Below are 17091 nucleotides of genomic sequence, written 5' to 3'. Positions count from 1 at the left end.
GGGTGCGGCGTATATCGCAGAAAGGTAATCGATGATCGGTCGTCTCTTGTCGTTCGTCCTGATGCCGCTCTGGGTATGGGTGGTGCTGGGTGGCGTGAGTGTGGTGTCGCTGGTGTTGATGGTGCTGGTGCTGGTCATCGGCGGTGCGACGTCGTCGGTCGCCGCGGATCTGCACTATCAGTGCGACAGCGCGGTGGGTCCCGATCCCGCCGTGACGGTGACCGCGACCGCCTTGCCCACGGCGCCGAGGACGCCGGGCACACCGGTGGCCGGGGTGACGACCGCTCCGACCACCAACCCCTACGCGAAACTGGAGATCGAGTCGGACGACACCACTGTGTCGGACTGGCAGCGCGCCTGCGTGTCAGCGCTGAAAGACGCGCCGTATCAGAGTTCTCCGCTGTTGACGGGCAGTTCGGGAATCGGTGCGGAGTGCGCGCGTCAACTCGCGCTCGCGAAGGTCTCGGCGACCGGAGACGTGAACGGCTCCGGCGACGGTGAGAGCGCCGCGGAATTCACCAGGTCGGTGATCTACTTCGCCTCGGTCGCGCAATCGACGGGACGGTGTGGAACGACAACGGGCGCGGCGGCGCAGGCCCCGGCGGCGGGCCCATCGAGCGGTTCGGCGCGGCGGGCATGCGGACAGCTCGACGCCGCGACGGTCGTCGAACTGCCGAACACCGTCGCGGCGCAGGGTAGGTGCGGGCAGCGGGTGGATCCTGCCGCGGTATCGGCGGGAGACCTCGTCTTCTGGAGTTATCGGAGCAATGCTCCGACCCGGGTCGGCATCGCGGTGAGCGATACCCGGCTGGTCACCACCGATGCGTCGACCGGCGGATTCATGGAGCTGGTCATTCCGAGCACGACCGACGTGCGGGTGAAGCGAGTGCTCGGCAGCGAGAGGTGACGAGTAGACGATGCCGCCGACAGAAGTAGAACCGAGGACGGATACGGGCGAGGAGCCCGGCGCGTCGGGACCGTTGACACCGTGGTCGCATCCGCCGGATCAGCAACGGCCGCGGCCGGGTGGCGCGCCGGGACAGTCCAGCGGTCCGTCTCCTGGATCGGAGCAGCCCAGCTCGTCGGAGCCGGGTCGGTCGGCGCCCGTTCAGCCGAACAGTGCGGGCGAGCATCATCTTTCGAATCCGCCTCGCGAGGGGCCGCCCGGCCAGGCGACAGCACCGGGGCAGTCCGGGGCTGCGCCGGGCTCCTCCGGTCAGGGCGGTGCGCCCGGTGACGGCACAGCCGCGCCGGGCGGTGTGGTGACTCCGCAGACCCAGCGGGTGCTGCCGTCGGCGGATCAGGAGCCGACGGTCGATCCGGGGCTGGTGGCGGATGTGGCGCCGGTGGCGGTGACGGCCGGAGCGATGGCGATGGCGATGCTGCCGATGATCGCCTCGGCGTTGGCGGGACTCGGCGGCGGTAGCGGGGGTTCGGCGCCGGTGGCGTCGGATGGCGCAGGCGAGAGTGGATTGTCGCCGGAGGCGGCGAAGGCGCTGGATGTGTTGAAACAGTTGGAGGGGGTGTACGGGGACGCGGACCCCACCGATCCGCGGGCCGAGCAGCTGCCGCGGCAGTCGGCTCTTTCGTCGGACAGTGGGGCGGCGGCGCGGTCGATACGGGCCGAGCAGTTGTTCCAGCAGAACGCGGCGGAGGCGTTCAACGATGTGGACCACCAATTGACCTCGTATATGCGCGGTTTGGCGGGGGCGAACAAGGTCGACAAAACGGAGATCAGCGGACTGGCGCGCCAGGCGAACACGGCGCTGGCAGAGCTGGGTTCGCAGGCGTTCACGCGGGCCGGGCGGCAGAAGGTGCATCAGATCTTGACCGCGGCCTTGCAGAAGGCGCATGCGATCGTCTCGGGTGGGCAGGACACCACCAGTGACATCGCCGTCGCGATCAATCGGCTGACCAATCAGTATCTGGGCGACATCGCCGGGAAGAACTCCACGCGATCCGCGAGCACGGCCGGTATCTCGGACGGCTGAACGCTCGGGCGGTGCCGTCAGCGCGTGGCCACGCTGTCGGCGGGCGACGGGGCATCCGGTGTTCCCGTAAGCGGGAACAGAACGGGACGGGCCGGGACCTACCTGGATTAAGCTGCGGATACGCGGGCCGCAGGGAAGACTCGGATGAGCCGACAGCGGGCAAGGTGGCACCAGGGCGATGGTCGGTTCCGGTGCGCGTACCGAAGCGTCGGGCGGAAGGTGGATCATGGCTGCCTCTGTGGTCACCGTGCCTAGCCCGCGGGCGTCTCGGGGGGACTGATGGCGCCGGCGAATCGCACCCCTCCCGAAACGGATTCCGACGATCCCGGCGGTGCTCGCGACGGACGGGCGAGCGCGACTACTTCCGCTCCGCGCCGTCCCGTCAAGTCCGCGACGCGCGGCGCTCCCACGGCGATTCCGCGGCCACCGGCAGGTGCGCCGACCGCGGCGCCCCAGGCGGGCGCGACGGCGCAGGGGCGAGGTCAGAGCGCGCCCACGGTATCCGAAACATCCTCTGCCTCATCGGTTCCGGCAGCCGCGCCACGGTCGGACGCGCTGGGCATGGCCGGTTCTTCCACGCCGATGGCGGCCGCGGCGATGGGCGCGTTGGCGGCCATCGCCGCCCAGTACGGTGACCACACGCCGACCGCTGCCACGGGCCAGCCGTATGCGCCGCCGGATCTCGGCGCCGGACGGCCGAGCGGCCCCGTCGCGTGGGACGGCGCGCTCGGCTCGCAGTACGCCGTGAGCGATCAGAATCGGGCACGCCACGGCGACGCGACGCAAACGATGAACGCCGAGCTGGAACGCATCCTCGGCGGCGCGGTCGACAGCACGACGCAGGGGCGCGCCGCGATCGGCGCGATCATCGCCGAGGTGAACACCGCGCTGACCGCGCTCGGAACCATCCAGGACGCGAACGCGAGCAGGCACTTGGTGATCTCGACCATGGAGAATGCCTTGCAACGCGCGAGTTCCGTGCTCGGTCAAGGGCAGACCGCGGCGGTGCTCACCGCCGATCGGGTGGCCGCGCTGGCCGACAGCTACTTGCGGGAGTCGCGACCGTCCCCGCCGCGCCGATCCCGCCGCACGTCACACTCCGGCCTGCGCAGCGGCGGTCCGCCGCGCACAAGGCCGTCGGGGCAGCAGGGCCAATGGATCAACGAGGCGTTGCAGGTACTGCGTCAGCACGGGTACGACACACGCCAGATCGATCCGGCCGATATCGCGGCGATCATCCAGCACGAGTCCGGTGGCAACCCGAACGCCATCAACCTCTGGGACAGTAACGCGGCGGCGGGGATTCCGTCGAAAGGCTTGATGCAGACCATCGATCCGACGTTCAACGCGTATGCGCTTCCCGGACACCGCGATATCTGGAATCCGGTGGACAACATCGTCGCAGGCGTTCGCTACGCCATCGAGCGTTACGGATCGGTCAGCAATGTGCCGGGAATCGTGCAGATGCGCGGCGGGGGTTCGTACGTGGGATATTGATGCCGCGTGCCCCGTCGCCGACGGCGCCTCCGCGGAGCACGAAGCGCCACGTGTCACCGCATCCGGACCGGGCTGAGCGCGCTGCCGAAACGCCCTGCTCGTGACGCGGGACAGCCGCCAGGCCGGGACAGCCGCACGGACCCGAGACCGGCGCGCGGGCCGACCCGCTGTCCCGCGCCGACCGACGGCGGGCGCGCACCTACCCAGGACGTGCGATGGAACGCCTGCCGCGCGGATGCCGCAGGCGTGCTGTGTGATTCGCGCACTTCGGTACGCGTCGAGCGGCTGCCGGGCAGGCTGCTCGGGGAGAACTTCCGGTTCCCATCAGTGGGAATCCTCGACAATGGTGATGTCGAGAGGACTCCCGAGCATGGTCGATGTGCAGCCGCAGGACAAGGGCGCTTTACCTCGTCTACCTGCGGCGACAGCGAACGGCTTGGCTCGATAGGTACTCGCTGCGCGTCGAATGGGTGAAATCGCATGGGCTTGTTCGGTCTCGAATGGAAAGATGTCGTCTCGGGCGTAGCCAGCGGTGTGGGGTTCATGGTCGGCGGCCCGGTCGGCTCCGCGATCATCGGCGGCGCGGTCAGCGGCATCTGGACCGGCATCGAGCGGGGTTCCTTCGAAGAGGGTCTGCAGGCCGGTCTGATCGGCGCCGCGGTCAGCGCGATACCGGGCGGCGTGATCGGCGGCGCGACGAGGGGCCTGACCGGCGGCGGGCTTCAGGCATTGGGCATGGCCGTCCGGGACGCCGGTCAGCTCATGACGCAGAGGGGCTTGGGCAATTTCGGGGAGCGGTTGGCGCTGTCCAAGATGTATATGCCGCGATTGGGCGCGGGCGCGACGGTCGCGGGCCTCGGTAACGCTCTCGCCAGTAGAGCGTACGACACTGTGCATCCGGCGCCGGGGCCTCAGCAGCCCAAGCAGCAAGAAGTTCCCGATGTGCTGCCGACTCGCCCTGCGGGCGCGAAATACAGGGGTACCAGTTCTGAGGCACTGGTGTATGCATGAGCGACGAAATGCCGATGCTGGTGGTGCCGGATGTCTATTCACCCAAGTGGCCGGCGCAAAGGCTCAAACTTTTCGCCACGATCCACGACTGGCTGGATGTGGACAAAGGGGAAGACAAGAGCCTGCACACCATCCTCCAGGAGGACTGGGGCGCTCTCGGTGACGGCAGAAAGGACGACGTGCCGGAGAGCGGCACGGTACCTCAAGTCGAACTGAACAGTACGCACATCAGATCTCTGTTGTTCAGCAACTATGCCAATGTCAACAGTGCGCTCAAGGACAATTTCGACCAAATGGTGGAGCGGGACGCGAGGCTCGCCGCCAAGGTCAAAGATTCGAAGATCTCCGTCAACAACGCCAGAAGCAGTCTGAAGAAACTGATCTCGTTCCTGAACACGGAGGCCGCCAAAGCGCCTGCCGATATGGACGAGAACAAGCACGTCATGACATATGTGTCGACGGGCCTGGAGGCGGCGATGGGCACCATGGACACCGCGAAGACCGAACAAGAGAAGACGGCCGACGGCATCGATGAAGACTCCGCTGCCAACAAGGAACTCGCCGATCGAGTGAAGGCGCTGGAGGCCGCGCAGAACGACCCAGGGACGAAGCCGGACGACGTCAAGCAGCCGGGGATCCCCGGCGTCAACGACGGCGCGAAACCGAATAATGGCGGCAACCCCGATCCGGGCGATATCACGAAGAACCCCCCTGGCATCGACGATGGCACGAAGCCGAACGATGTGGACAACTCCCACCTGGGCGATTCGACGAAGGACCCCACCGGCACCGACAGCACGAAACCGCCAGGGGTGGACAACTCCGGCCTCGGCAACGGGACACCCAACGGCACAGGCGGTCTGGGGGACACCCCCGGCGTCGGTACACCCGCCTCTTACCCGCAGCCGGCGTCCAGTCCGTCTCCCGGCATGGACCTGGGTTCTCTGCTCGCCCAGCAGATGATGATGCGAAGCCTCGCCGACCAGGACAGGAACAACCGCTTGCGGGACACGGACCCCAGCCGCTACGAGGACGAGATCGCCCCGGTCCCCCCGCAGCCGGTCGCGGCGCCTGCCACCGCGCAGCCGGTGGCCGCGCAGCCTGCCTCGACAGCTCCCGCGGCGACGCAGCATGCCGCGGCGCCCGCGAGCGCGACGTCCGCCCAGCCCACGGTGGCACCCGGCCGCACACCGGGCGAGGACGGCAGCGTCGTCTACACGTTCCCGAACGGAAAGACGCAGAAGGTGTCCGTCACAACCGCCCAGGGCCTCGACGCGGCGTTCGGCAACCACAGCGGCACCGACGCGCAGAAGGCCTACGAGAAGACGCCTGCGAAGTGGTCGGACAAGAAGCAGATCGGCCAACGGGTGGGTGACTTCCAGTTGATGACCGGCGATGTCGCCACCTGGACGAACTCGACCGCGATTCTCGTGGTGTGGCCGCCGGAGGACGGTGGCGCGGAGGGTGGCACATTGGAGGTCATCGTCAAGGGAGAGTTGAAGCCGTTCGACCCGAAGATGCCCGAGATCGCCTCGGAGACCAACTCGTTCGAGGGATTCGCGCATCCGAACGGCATCGAGGTGACCGCGCCGGCGGACGGGGCCGCGCCTCAGACGACGCCGGGCTCGGCCGATCAGCCCGCGGACGCGGCAATGCCGGTTGCCGCGATGCCCGCGGGCTGATCGCGCGGGCGAGCGCGCGGATGAGGAGAGGAGGTCGCGATGGTTCTCGAGGTGGATCCGCAGGAACTCGTCGCCGTGGCGTCGAGACTCGCCGCGGCGGCACGTGATGCCGGGGCTGCGATACCCACCGGGTGGGTCGTGCCGGGTGGGGCCGACCCGGTTTCGGCCGCCGCGGTGCCCGCGCTGAACAAGCAGGCCACGTCGCTGCTCAATGGAGTGGCGCGTGTTTTGACCGATGTCCAGCGCACCGCCTACAACATCGGGGCCGCCGCCGTCGACTACACCGACGCCGACGACCGCGGCGCCCGTACCGTGAACGGCAGCGGCGGTGAGGTTCTGGCGAATCCGGTGGGTGATGTGCAGGAAATCGGCCGACGGAGGATGCCGGCGATCCGGTTCCCCGCCTCGGGCGGCAGTGTCGATCCGCTGACGTTCGCTCAGCAGTTGCATTCCGGTCCGGGGACGGGTGCGGCCAAGGGATTCGCGGACTCGCTGCGCCGATTCGCCGGGAGCGCGCATCTGGCGGCCATCGAGGAAGTGAGCGCCGCGTCGAAGTCGATGGAGCATTGGGAACCGGTCGGCACCGCGGCGGCGGGGGAACTCGATCAGCGGCGTGGGTTCCTCGACCAACTCGGCACCGGACTCGGGCTGCTGGCCGACGGCATCGACACCTACAGCAACGCGTTTCAGGTCGCGAAAGCCAAACACCCTACGCCGGAAGAGATCATCGCAACCCGAAAAGAACTCCTCGCGGCGATGCGCTCCAAGAACCAAGCCGCTATCGCTGCCGCGATGGCGAAATTCAACGAACAGAACGCGCGTTCGATGGAGACGATCACCGGCTACTCCACCGAGGTCGGCGCGAAAGTCGGTGAGAGCGAAGCGGGCAGTGAGGGCGCCGGAGGCGAGAAGGGCACCGGATCCGGCAGCGGCGACAGCAGCAGCAACATGTTGAGCCAGATGCTGCCCGCCCTGATGAGTGCGATGTCGGCGGCAGGAACGCCGCTGAGCCAGCTCGGGCAGTCGGATTCGGAGGCGTACGACGACTACGGCCTCGACGACTACGGTTACGACGACCTCGGTATCCCGAGTGGGCTCGGCTCGGGCAGTCCCAGCGGCATGCCCGTCGGCAGCCCCGACGCCGGCATCCCGGACCTCGAGGCGGAGACCGTCGCGGCGACCGCGTTGCCGATGGCCTCCGCGGCCAGCCTGGGTTCCGGCCTGCCGCGCACCTCGGTGATCGAACCTCTCGGCACGTCGTCGGCCTCCGGTGCGACGGTCGCGCGTGGCAGCGGTTCGCCGATGATGCCGTACATGCCGATGTCGCCTGGCATGGGCAACTCGGGCAGCAGCAGCGACCGCAACCGGGTGGTGGCGTGGCATCCCGACCGCCTGATGTATGTCGACGACACGCCGCACACCGAAGCGGTGATCGGTGAACGGCCGACCATCGCGCCGACCGTGACTCCGCCGACGCCGACACCGGGCAACCAGACCCCGACCCAAACCGGAGGTAACGCATGATGAGGGAGCGCCGCGAGCGAACTGCAGGCACAGCTGCCATCGCGGTGATGGCGGAGCCGAGCGCGGGCGAGGTGGCGTCGTGAGTTCCGTGCACCCGGACGTGCAGGCGGCTCTGGACGCCGCCCGCAATCTGCGGCACCGGATCGCGGAGATGCGGGAGAAGATCGACAACATCCGCGCCCGCAGGCCCTCGCCGAGCGGTTCGGTCATCCCGGAGGTCGACGCCATGGGCAGGCTGACCGACCTCTACCTCGCACCGGGGACCGCCGCGCGGCTCACCTGTCCCGAGCTGGTCACCGAGATCATGGCCGCCATCCGGGAGAGCACCGCCGACGCGGCGCGGCAGTACCAGAGCGTCATGGAGGCGCCGGTCGACGAATCCGCACCGGTCGCAAGCGCTTGGGGGCGGACCGGATGACCGAGCCCGCCCCGGAGGTCACCGTCGCGGACACCGTGCGGTGGCTGCACGACGAGGGACTGGTCCGGTTGGCGGGGGTGGCGGACGGCATCTCGGAGACGATCGTCGCCTACACGATCGATGTCGCGACCGGTACGGTCTCCGCGCATCCCGCGACCGGGGGCGGTGTCGGCGCGGACGTGGTGTCCCTGGCCGCCGACGACCTGCCGTACCCGGTTGGCACGGCCCGGCGTCTCGTGATCGCCGGTGTCACGAGCACGGACGCGGTGCTGGTTGTCGATTTGGCGGCGACCCTGACGATCGCGATCAACGCCGTCCGCCCGGAGCACACGGCCCGCTCGTGGGTGCTGCAGCTGCTGTTGAATCCGGAGATCACCATCACCACCAACAGCGCCGACGTCGCGATCGGCAGCAGTGCCAGACTGCGGCAGAGCTTCATTCCCGGCGGCGGCGCGACTCTGGTCAACGTCGACGACACCCGCCCACCGGTGACGGCGGTGACGTTGAATCCGTCCACCGAAGGCCCCGACCATCTGGACGTGGCCCCCGACGGCACCGGCGAGCTGTATCTCGGCGCCCGGTTCTGGCAGATGCGCCAAGTGATGCGCATCGAGGACGCCGCGTGGTCCGCATTGGCGGCACGCCTCGAATCGGCGACCGATGATGCCGATTACCTGATCAATCCCCGTCCCGGCGACCAATTCTCGGAGAGCAGCCGATGACCGACATGCATTCGATCCACATGGACGACTACGACTACGACGACATCGATGACGCCGAAGAGCCCGTGGCCGCCGAGCCGGACTGGCGGAACATGACCTACGAGGTGTTCAACCCCGACCACACCGTCGGTGTCGGGTGCGACCGGGACGGCGAGATCATCGGTCTGTACATCACCGACGACGCCCGCGACAACGGCGACGAGTGGCTGGCGTCCCAGATCGTCAAGCTCGCGCGGCTGGCGCACGCGAAGTCGCGCGTCGGGCTGCGTGCCGAGATGGAGTACAAGGGCACCCGCTCCTACACGATCGACTCGTTCGACCTTCCCACCGAGTCGTCGTATCGCGCCATGGAGCAAGCCGAGTTCCGCCAGACCTGAGTGCCGATCGCCGCGACGGCGAGACAGGACAGCGACATGACCGACAAGTTCGACACCGACGAGCCCCACGAGGTGGCCGCCGCCGCCCGGAAATTCCGGACCGCGATCACCACAGTCGGCAGCCAGGTCGGGCAGATCACCGGTGATTTCGTCGTGCCACGGCGGCCCGAATCGGAGATCGATCGGCGGCTGACGGCACACACGCAGTGGATCAAGACGGCTTTCGAGCGCGCCGTGCGGGCCAACGGCCGTCGTGTGGACGCGACGACAGAGGTCACCACCCAAGTGACGTACACCCACGGCGAGGCCGATCGCGCGGGCGCCGCCGCGGTGCGCCGTCGCGCCGAATCCGCCTGACGCGCGCATGGAGCCCGAGCGCGACAGTCCGTACTGGGACGCCATCGTCGGCGACAACTGGCCTGCGATCTCTCCTGGCGACTGGAGTGCGCTGGAACGCCTCGCGCGCGACGGGGCGGGTGCGCTGGATCTGCTCGACGCCGAGGGCAGACGGCGCGAGTTCGACGATCGGGCCCGTTCCAGTGCCGGTCTGGATCCGGTCAAGCTCGACATGCTCCGTCAGCGGATGAACCCGCAGGCGTTCGCCGACGCGCTGGAGGCCGCGGCGGACACCTTCCGTGACTTCTCCGATCTGGTGTACCGCACCCGGCACAAGATCCTGGACATCGTCGACGACACCACCGCGCGGATCAACGCGATCAAACGGCGGGCCGCGGCGGAGGAGGACGAATCCGATGCCCAGGCGCTGCGCAACCGGATCCCCGGGATGATCGCCGCGGCCAGGGAAGACGTGGAGGACGTCGTCCGTGCGGCGCTCAACTCGATCAGCCCGCAGGGTCTGCCCAGTCTCGCCGCGATCGCGGACGCACTGGGACAGCCGGGACCTTGGGGGCCCGGCCACCGCTACGCGGACGACCACAGCGGGACCGACAACCGGCGGCATCGGCAGGCGACCGACCACTCCGGCGATCAACGGCATGACGGATCGCCGCGGACGAACCGGCCGAAGGATGATGCGCCGGTCGTGGCGCCTCCGGAGCATCCCGCCGATCGACCGGCGGCCGACCCCCCCATCGATCCGCTGCTCGATGACGAACCCGGACAGCGGACCGATCCCATTGCGACGGAGGAGATTCCGGTCGATCCCTCGTCGACCGGCGACCAGTACACGCCCGGCGGGACGACGACCGTCCCGGTGAGCAATCTGCCCGGCGGCACGTCCGACCACGGCCCCGGCCTGCCTACCGCGGGCGTCACGCCGCGCGGGCAGATACCCGGCGCCGACCCGTTCGTTCCGGGCCGGTCCGCGCCGGTGGACGGGCCGGACGCGGTCGTACCGGCGGATACTTCGGACGGGGCGGCGCCGGTGGACGACGACCATCGGAATGTCGCGGAAACGGATGCGCGCGATGCGCACGGACCGGAGCGGGATGCCCCCGGCCATGGCGCCGCCGAGCCGGCGACAACCGACCGCTCGTCCACCGCCGCGGCGGCGGAATCGCACGACGCCGAAGCCGGCCGGTTCACAGGCCCCGCTGTGTCCGCGGCAGATCCGGTCGCGTCGGTGTCGCCGCCGGTGATCCTGCCGCCACCCGTCGTGGCGCCCGGTTCCATCGCGTCGCCCGCACCCGCCGCCTCGGTCGCTCCCCCCGGCTCGCCGGTGTCCGCTCCAGCGGCACAGGCGGGTTCGACGTCACCGCAAGCGCAGGTGAGGCAGACCGCGGCGGCCCCGCCGAGCGAAGCGCGCGCGGCCACCGCCGGTCCGAAGGTCACGGCGGTGAGTTCGGGACCACCCCCCGGTGCGGGCGGCACGGGCAAGGCGCAGCCGCCGGAGCGGATCGAGCAGCGCGCGGACGCCGCCAGGGACGACGACGAGGCCGACGACTCGGTCAGCACTGTGATCGGCGCCGCGATGGTGTCGGCGGCAGCCCCCGCGTTCGTGCTCGGCGAGCGAGTGGACGGCGACCTGGTGCTGGCCCGCACGCTGCTCGGCGGAATCCTGGCCGCGGGTGGCGACGCGGTGCTCGGGCTCGGCTGGGCGGTCTCGGTGATGCGCCATCCCGGCGGCATCACCGCGTTCGTCACCTCGAACGAGGGTCGTGGCTGGCTGCCCGCCGGGTTGTTCCTGCCGCGCGAGTTGTCCACGCCCTGGGTGTGGGAGGTGGCCGAGAGCGCCTGGGAGGGGGTCGCCGACCCCGCGCGCGTGCTGGCGGAATTCGGGATCGTCTGGGGACGCAAGTCCGGCGCCAGGCTGACCGCTGTCGCCTCCTCGGTGGACGTCGATGCCGCGCTGCGAAAGCAGTTGGCGGATGTGCCGATCGAAGGCTCGGTGGCCGCCTCGTCGGCAATGGATTTCAGCGCGCCGAAGCCGGCTCTGGCCGACCGTCTCGAAATGGTCGGGGCTCCGGCGCTGGTCCGGCGTGCCGCGACCACACCGGAGGCGGAGATCGGGACGCGGCGTTGGGAACTGGCGTGGGACGCACATGTTCGCGTCCACAAAGCCGGTCTCGGCTCCCCGGCCGCGCTGGGCGCGCCCGCTGCCCGCGAGCGGATTCTCGGTGCGTTGCGGAAGGGCCGCGAGGTGCCGCAGGAGTGGTGGGACGAACTCCGGGATGCCGACGACCTGCTCACCGCGTCGATGGCGTCGCGGCGCGCCGACGTGTCCAGAGTCGCGTTGGGTGAGTTGCGTGCCGACCATGCCGAAGGGCGGCAGGCGTCGGAGACCGGCGCGTTGCGCGCCATGGTCTTCGAGCGGCGATGCGACGAACTCGTGCTGCTGCTGGCGGAGGACGCGACCAGGCAGAGCATGCGCGACGCGGTCTACGCGCACGCCCAGATCGTGGGTCACCCGGCTTACGTCGCGCCGGTTCCCGCCCCCGCCACCGCGCCGCGCCGCCCCACCATCACCGCGGGGCCGGGTCGCTGAGCAGGGCGGAGCCGGTTCCGGACCGGTCACCGCCAAGACTCCCCATGTCTGGGAAGGATCGACAATGGGGGGACGTGTGGTGGGAAAGGATCTGATCGAGCATGCCGGACAGCATGGAAATCGACCCTGCGGTTCTGCGTCAGCTGGCCGAACAACACCGCCGGGTCGCGCGGGACACCAGGGAATGGGCCAAACCGCCGACCGAGTGGCTCGCGAATTTCCTGCCCACTTACGGCAAGATCGCCTACCCGGTCTACGAGGCGCTGGAGCGGTACTACGACGCCAGGCAGCGCGCGGGGGAGGCGTTGGCCAGCGAGCACGATCGCACCGCCGACTCGCTGCGCGCCTCCGCCGATGCCTATGAGCAGTCCGACGAGGACTTCGCCAATCAGATCCGCAAGTCGAACGACCTGTTCGATCAGCCGTCCGCGACCGGTCCCGGCACCAGCTCCAGCCATCCGTACCCGAGCCAACCGACGCCGACGCCGTCCGCTCCCACGCCCGGCGACGGACCGACGACCGCCGACCCGTCTTCCACCCAGCCGTCGGCCACCGATCCCACCACCGCCAGGCCCATCTCCACCGCACCCGACGGCACCCAGGACAACCCGCTGGGCACCTCGCCCGGTGGACCGAACGGGACGTCCCCGACGGGCACGGGCGCGCCTGGCGTCCCCGGCGCTCCGGGCGAGCAGATCGGCACCAACGGCGCGGGCACGCCGAACGCCACCGGAACGACGCCTCCTCCGGGCGGACCGTCGAGCACCGGCGTGACAGCGCCCGCGGCGGCGGGCATGCCGGGCGGTGTCGGCCCATTCAACATGGGCCCGGACGATCGAGGCGCCACGCAGCCGCCCGACGGCGCGACGGGACGGTCGGACGCGCCGCCGATGCCGGTGCCGGTCGGGAGTCCGTTCGCCGCCGCCGTCGCCTCGGCGAAGGACAAGGAGGCCGAACCCGCGTACGTGGTCGGCAGCCAGGTGAACGACGACCTGGTGCTGGCCAGGACGCTGCTCGGCAGCGTGCTCGCCGCCGTGGACTCGCCGGTGGGCATGGCCTGGTCGGTCGCCGTGATGCGCGGTCCAGGCGGGGTCGGCGTCTTCATCACGTCGAACGAAGGCCGCGGCTGGTTGCCCGCCGGGCTGTACCTGCCGCGCGAGGTCTCCACCCCGTGGAACTGGGACGAGTTGCTCTCCGCCGACGACGGCGCCGGATCGCCCTGGGAAGGGGTCACGGATCCGGCCCGGATCCTGGCGGAGTTCGGTCTGGCCTGGGGCGCGAAGGCGAACGCGAGTCTGTCGGCTCTCGTCTCGTCCGGACCCATCGATCCCGGCTTGCGTTCGCGCTTCGGCGAGGCGGCGATGGAAGGGCTCGTCGGTCCCTCCTACGACGTCGACCTGCGCCAGTTCACCCCGGACACGGCCGACCGGCTCGGGCTCGCCGGTTCGATCGCCGGACTCGAGCACGTCTCGTCGGTACCCGACACGGGGGTGCGGTCGCGGTGCGTGGAGCTGGCCGTGGACGCTCACGGACAACTCGGGCGCTCCGGCCCCGCACCCGCGGAAGCCGCTACCGCGCGCCGGGTGCGAGAACGGATTCTCGCCGATCTGCAAGCCGGAAGGCCGGTGGCGCGCGAACTCTGGGACGAGTTGCGTGACGCCGACGATCTGCTGGCCGCGTCGATGCTCGGACAGCGGGTCGACGTGGGCCGGGTCGAGGTCGGCCAGCTGCGGATGGACACGGGCGCCTCCCCTTTGCGGGCCATGGTCTTCGAGCGTCGCTGCAACGAGTTGGTGTTGCTGCTGGCCGACGAGCCGAGCAGGCAGACGCTGCGTGACGCCGTCTACGCGCACGAACAGATCACGCTGCATCCGCAATTCGTCTCGACACCGGCTCCCGTGTCCACCACCGTGCAGCCCGAGCGCGTCGCCCGCCCCGCCGCGGTTCCCTCGGTCACCGCGCCGGAAGTCGCCGGAGGGCCGCCGCCCACCGTCGTGGCTCCGCCGTCCGGCGTCGTGGCTCCGCCGCCCACGTCACCGCCGCCCCCGAGTTCGGAGCAGTCGGGAAACCGCGGGTCGTGACATAGTCGGTGCTCCGGGCCGTGGTGCGGTGCTCCATTCGCCGTGACCCGGACACCGACACGGCTCTCGTCGAGTGGTGCAGGAGAACGGCGTGCTGTGGCTGGACGCCGGTACCCCTCGGGCTGCACCGGCGTTCGTTGATCGAAACCTGGATACGACCGTCCGGCCGAGCGGGTAGAACGAGTTGGCCGCGTACGGTCGGCGTGGCGTGTGCCCGCCGCGCTTATACAGGAGACGCCGGGACAGCGATGGCCGAGCGCGCGAGGCACGCCGGAGCGCTGGACGATTCGGTTCGAAACCAGGTGATCACGCTCGCGTGAGCGTGATCCGCGGGCAGTCGGGAACGTCCATCGGGGTCAGGCTGAATTGCGTGAAGGTACGCGCGTTGCTGGACGAAGTCCGCTAACCGACGCGCGGGTTCGCCGCAGGCCCGGGCGCTGCGGCCGAGTATCCCGATCCTTCCCGGGGTGGGCTGACTGGACGCGTGGGGGCTGCGTCGGCCCACTGCACGCGGAAGCACTCGACGCGTTGCGCGGCATTGGGAAAGGTTGCGTGCATGGCGCATTCGCGTGTCGCCGACAGGTGGCTCGACGCGACGACTACACGTCGATGACGGCGCCCGCGTCCTGCTCCGGCTCGTCGGCCGTCGCATCCTGAGTGGCCCCGTCGACCGGTCGATCGGCGGCCGACACGTTCCTGGTTCGCCGAGCCTGGATCACGTTGGGCGCCGTGCCGGCAGCGGAAGTCCCGGCCGGCTCGTCCTGCGGGGTGGTACTCGCGGCCGGGGCGGCGGTGATGCCGCCGGGCTGTGCGGTGGTCGTATCCACGGCGGCCGGTTGCGCGTTCGGACCGCCCGGTTGTGGTGCGCCTGCGGGCGCGGCTTGATTGCCCGGCGGCGGTGTCTGGCCGGGCTGGCCGTTCTTCTGGTCTTGCTCGGCCTTCTTCTGGTCTTGCTCCGCCTTCTTCTGCTTCTGCTCCTCGGCGTTCTGCAACATCTGCGGTATCTGCTGAACCAACGGCAGCGCCATCATCGGCAGCATCGCCAGCGAGGAGAGCAGGGAGGACAATCCGCCGTCGCCGCCGCCGCTGCCGCCGGCCGAGCCGCCGGCGCCGCCGCCGTTGGCGCCGCCGCCGGAGCCGTTCGATCCACCCGAGCCGTTGTTGCCGCTGCCGCCGCCGTTGGCCATCTTCTCGTTGAGTTCGGCGATCGCGATGACCTTGTCGTACACCGCGTCCACGGCCTGGGCGACCGCCTTCAGCAGGGACAGTTCCTGCGCCGATTTCAGTTTGCCGGCGCCGGCGGCCTTCAAGGTGGTGTTGAGGTCCTCGACGATGTTCTCGATGGAGCGCAGTGCCTGTACCTGCTCGGCGGCGACCGTCGCGGAGGTCTTGATCACCTTGTCGTCCATCCGCAGCAGCTGCAGTTGTTTGGCTTCGACCTTGTCGATGACCGCGCGGTACTCGTCGTCCGCCTTGCCGCTGCCGAGGGTCTCGTAGATCTCGGGCTCGAGCAGTTCTGCCATTGTCGGCGGCGGCGTGGTCATGCCGCGGCCGAGAAGGTCGACGGCGGTTTGGATAGCGGTCTCGGCCATCGCGATGTAGGCGCGCAGCCCTTCCGACGCTCCGGGCGGGCAGTGCAGCTTCACCACCCAGAAATGCTTGCCTTTGGAGGTGGTAGTCGTTTTCTTGGCTTCGGTTTCCGTCGCCGTTGTTGCCATACCGCCGCCACCGCCTCTCAGAAGTCACCCCCATTGTCTCTGCTTCCCGATTATGGGAAGTGGCGCATAGTTCGATTACCCACCCAGCGATGGGAATACGGCGGCATCGGTTGGGGCGACACAATAGCTGAAAAGTGTGAGAGGCGGTCGGTGATGAGCGATGGCGAGTTCGAATGGCGCCGGCACTGACGAACGACCTGGACGGTGTGCTCCGCTCGCTGCTCGCGCTGTACGGCGACGGCCAGCCCGCCGGCCAGGGGGCGAGGTCGACCGAAGCGCTGGCCGCCGGGCTGGCTCCCCAGGCGGGTGCGGTGGCGCTGCGGTACGGCGAGGCGCAGAGCATGCAGCTGTCGATCGCGGAATCGCATGCGGGCAAGGACAGCATCGTGAGCAAAGCCGTCGGCGAGTCCGGTGACGGGACGGTCAACGGCCGTGGCCGCATGAACAACCACATCGCGGATCTGCAGAGCCGGATCCAGGCGATCGCCGCGGTGGGCGACACCCGCTTCAGCGGCCCCGCGCTGCTCGATGCCGCGCAGACCACCATCTCGAACGCCACCAGGCAGGTCGACGCCGACGTGGCCGCAGCACGGCAGCAGGCCGCGCAGATCATGCCGCCCGCGGTGCCCGCGACCCGGCAGGCCCGGAGCGGCGCGACACCGCGCAGGCGGCGACGGACCCGCTCGCGGTCCAGGTCGACTTCCCGGTTGCGCCGCGGCACCACCGTGCGTTCGGACGGTACGCGGGGCAGCAACGCGGTGGTCGCCGCGAGCGAATGGCTCGGCACCCCCTATGTCTGGGGCGGGGGCGGCGCGGGTGGGCCGAGCGGCGGCGGTTTCGACTGCTCCGGCCTGACCCAGTACGCGATCGCGCAGGCCAGCCACGGGGACGTGGTGCTGCCGCGGACCACCTACGAGCAGATCTACAGCGGCGTCCGGGTGCACCCCGAGGATGTTCGTCCCGGTGACCTGGTGTTCCCCGCCAGCTCGTTCAGCACGAGGGGACCCGAGCACGTGCAGCTGGCCGCGGGCAACGGCATGGTCATCGAGGCGCCGTACACAGGTTCGACGGTGAAATGGTCGCGGATGCCGAGCGAGGCCGTCGTCGTGCGGGTGCTGTGAGCCGG

The 17091-nt window shown here is 69.7% G+C and carries 14 protein-coding genes; 13 read left to right on the top strand and 1 reads right to left on the bottom strand.

The window, feature by feature from the left end; genetic code table 11:
• Positions 1–31: 31 nt before the first annotated feature.
• The 12 genes from NB3_RS14565 to NB3_RS14510 all read left to right on the top strand — a co-directional run bounded on the left by NB3_RS14565 (position 32) and on the right by NB3_RS14510 (position 14247).
• Positions 32–907 (top strand): NlpC/P60 family protein, encoded by an 876-nt coding sequence (locus NB3_RS14565; RefSeq protein WP_067802511.1) that lies wholly within the window; start codon positions 32–34, stop codon positions 905–907.
• Positions 908–1262: 355 nt separating this feature from the next.
• On the top strand, positions 1263–1991 hold the full coding sequence (locus NB3_RS14560) for a DUF4226 domain-containing protein (protein WP_157111798.1): 729 nt from the start codon (positions 1263–1265) through the stop codon (positions 1989–1991).
• Positions 1992–2552: 561 nt separating this feature from the next.
• The gene (locus NB3_RS14555; RefSeq protein WP_067802504.1) at positions 2553–3488 is read left to right on the top strand and encodes a lytic transglycosylase domain-containing protein; all 936 of its coding nucleotides are present in this window, start codon (positions 2553–2555) and stop codon (positions 3486–3488) included.
• A gap of 480 nt (positions 3489–3968) precedes the next feature.
• The gene (locus NB3_RS14550; RefSeq protein WP_067802501.1) at positions 3969–4499 is read left to right on the top strand and encodes a hypothetical protein; all 531 of its coding nucleotides are present in this window, start codon (positions 3969–3971) and stop codon (positions 4497–4499) included.
• Positions 4496–6181 (top strand): hypothetical protein, encoded by a 1686-nt coding sequence (locus NB3_RS14545; protein WP_157111797.1) that lies wholly within the window; start codon positions 4496–4498, stop codon positions 6179–6181. The genes NB3_RS14550 and NB3_RS14545 overlap by 4 nt, the downstream gene beginning before the upstream one ends.
• A 39-nt stretch (positions 6182–6220) precedes the next feature.
• Positions 6221–7705, top strand: coding sequence for a PPE domain-containing protein (locus NB3_RS14540; RefSeq protein ID WP_067802497.1), 1485 nt, complete (start codon positions 6221–6223; stop codon positions 7703–7705).
• 79 nt (positions 7706–7784) lie between these two features.
• Positions 7785–8123 carry a YbaB/EbfC family nucleoid-associated protein gene (locus tag NB3_RS14535; RefSeq protein ID WP_067802495.1) on the top strand — a complete coding sequence of 113 codons (339 nt, stop codon included), beginning with the start codon at positions 7785–7787 and terminating at the stop codon, positions 8121–8123.
• Positions 8120–8845 (top strand): hypothetical protein, encoded by a 726-nt coding sequence (locus NB3_RS14530; RefSeq protein WP_067802493.1) that lies wholly within the window; start codon positions 8120–8122, stop codon positions 8843–8845. Before NB3_RS14535 ends, NB3_RS14530 begins: the two co-directional genes overlap by 4 nt.
• Positions 8842–9222, top strand: coding sequence for a hypothetical protein (locus NB3_RS14525; protein ID WP_067802490.1), 381 nt, complete (start codon positions 8842–8844; stop codon positions 9220–9222). The genes NB3_RS14530 and NB3_RS14525 overlap by 4 nt, the downstream gene beginning before the upstream one ends.
• Positions 9223–9258: 36 nt before the next feature.
• Entirely contained in the window at positions 9259–9579 is a 321-nt protein-coding gene (locus NB3_RS14520) for a hypothetical protein (RefSeq protein WP_157111796.1), read from the top strand.
• 7 nt (positions 9580–9586) lie between these two features.
• Complete coding sequence (locus tag NB3_RS14515) at positions 9587–12166, top strand: hypothetical protein (RefSeq protein ID WP_067802484.1); 2580 nt, start codon at positions 9587–9589, stop codon at positions 12164–12166.
• Positions 12167–12267: 101 nt separating this feature from the next.
• Complete coding sequence (locus NB3_RS14510) at positions 12268–14247, top strand: type VII secretion target (protein WP_067802481.1); 1980 nt, start codon at positions 12268–12270, stop codon at positions 14245–14247.
• Positions 14248–14846: 599 nt separating this feature from the next.
• On the opposite strand, the gene NB3_RS14505 is transcribed toward NB3_RS14510, so the two are convergent.
• Positions 14847–15965 carry a hypothetical protein gene (locus NB3_RS14505; protein WP_157111795.1) on the bottom strand — a complete coding sequence of 373 codons (1119 nt, stop codon included), beginning with the start codon at positions 15963–15965 and terminating at the stop codon, positions 14847–14849.
• A gap of 173 nt (positions 15966–16138) precedes the next feature.
• On the opposite strand from NB3_RS14505, the gene NB3_RS14500 reads away from it, so the two are divergent.
• Positions 16139–17086 carry a C40 family peptidase gene (locus tag NB3_RS14500; RefSeq protein WP_067802476.1) on the top strand — a complete coding sequence of 316 codons (948 nt, stop codon included), beginning with the start codon at positions 16139–16141 and terminating at the stop codon, positions 17084–17086.
• Positions 17087–17091: the final 5 nt, after the last annotated feature.

The sequence above is a fragment of the Nocardia beijingensis NBRC 16342 genome, from assembly GCF_001612785.1.
Lineage (GTDB): Bacteria > Actinomycetota > Actinomycetes > Mycobacteriales > Mycobacteriaceae > Nocardia > Nocardia beijingensis.
The sequence above is the reverse complement of the archived record's forward strand: the minus strand, read 5'-3'. Positions and strand labels throughout refer to the sequence as shown.

Coding starts and splice junctions, on each gene's coding strand:
- NB3_RS14540 (WP_067802497.1), top strand. CDS start 6,221: ATGGTTCTCGAGGTGGATCCGCAGGAACTCGTCGCCGTGGCGTCGAGA.
- NB3_RS14500 (WP_067802476.1), top strand. CDS start 16,139: ATGGCGCCGGCACTGACGAACGACCTGGACGGTGTGCTCCGCTCGCTG.
- NB3_RS14510 (WP_067802481.1), top strand. CDS start 12,268: ATGCCGGACAGCATGGAAATCGACCCTGCGGTTCTGCGTCAGCTGGCC.
- NB3_RS14545 (WP_157111797.1), top strand. CDS start 4,496: ATGAGCGACGAAATGCCGATGCTGGTGGTGCCGGATGTCTATTCACCC.
- NB3_RS14530 (WP_067802493.1), top strand. CDS start 8,120: ATGACCGAGCCCGCCCCGGAGGTCACCGTCGCGGACACCGTGCGGTGG.
- NB3_RS14515 (WP_067802484.1), top strand. CDS start 9,587: ATGGAGCCCGAGCGCGACAGTCCGTACTGGGACGCCATCGTCGGCGAC.
- NB3_RS14520 (WP_157111796.1), top strand. CDS start 9,259: ATGACCGACAAGTTCGACACCGACGAGCCCCACGAGGTGGCCGCCGCC.
- NB3_RS14555 (WP_067802504.1), top strand. CDS start 2,553: ATGGCCGGTTCTTCCACGCCGATGGCGGCCGCGGCGATGGGCGCGTTG.
- NB3_RS14505 (WP_157111795.1), bottom strand. CDS start 15,965: ATGGCAACAACGGCGACGGAAACCGAAGCCAAGAAAACGACTACCACC.
- NB3_RS14550 (WP_067802501.1), top strand. CDS start 3,969: ATGGGCTTGTTCGGTCTCGAATGGAAAGATGTCGTCTCGGGCGTAGCC.
- NB3_RS14565 (WP_067802511.1), top strand. CDS start 32: ATGATCGGTCGTCTCTTGTCGTTCGTCCTGATGCCGCTCTGGGTATGG.
- NB3_RS14525 (WP_067802490.1), top strand. CDS start 8,842: ATGACCGACATGCATTCGATCCACATGGACGACTACGACTACGACGAC.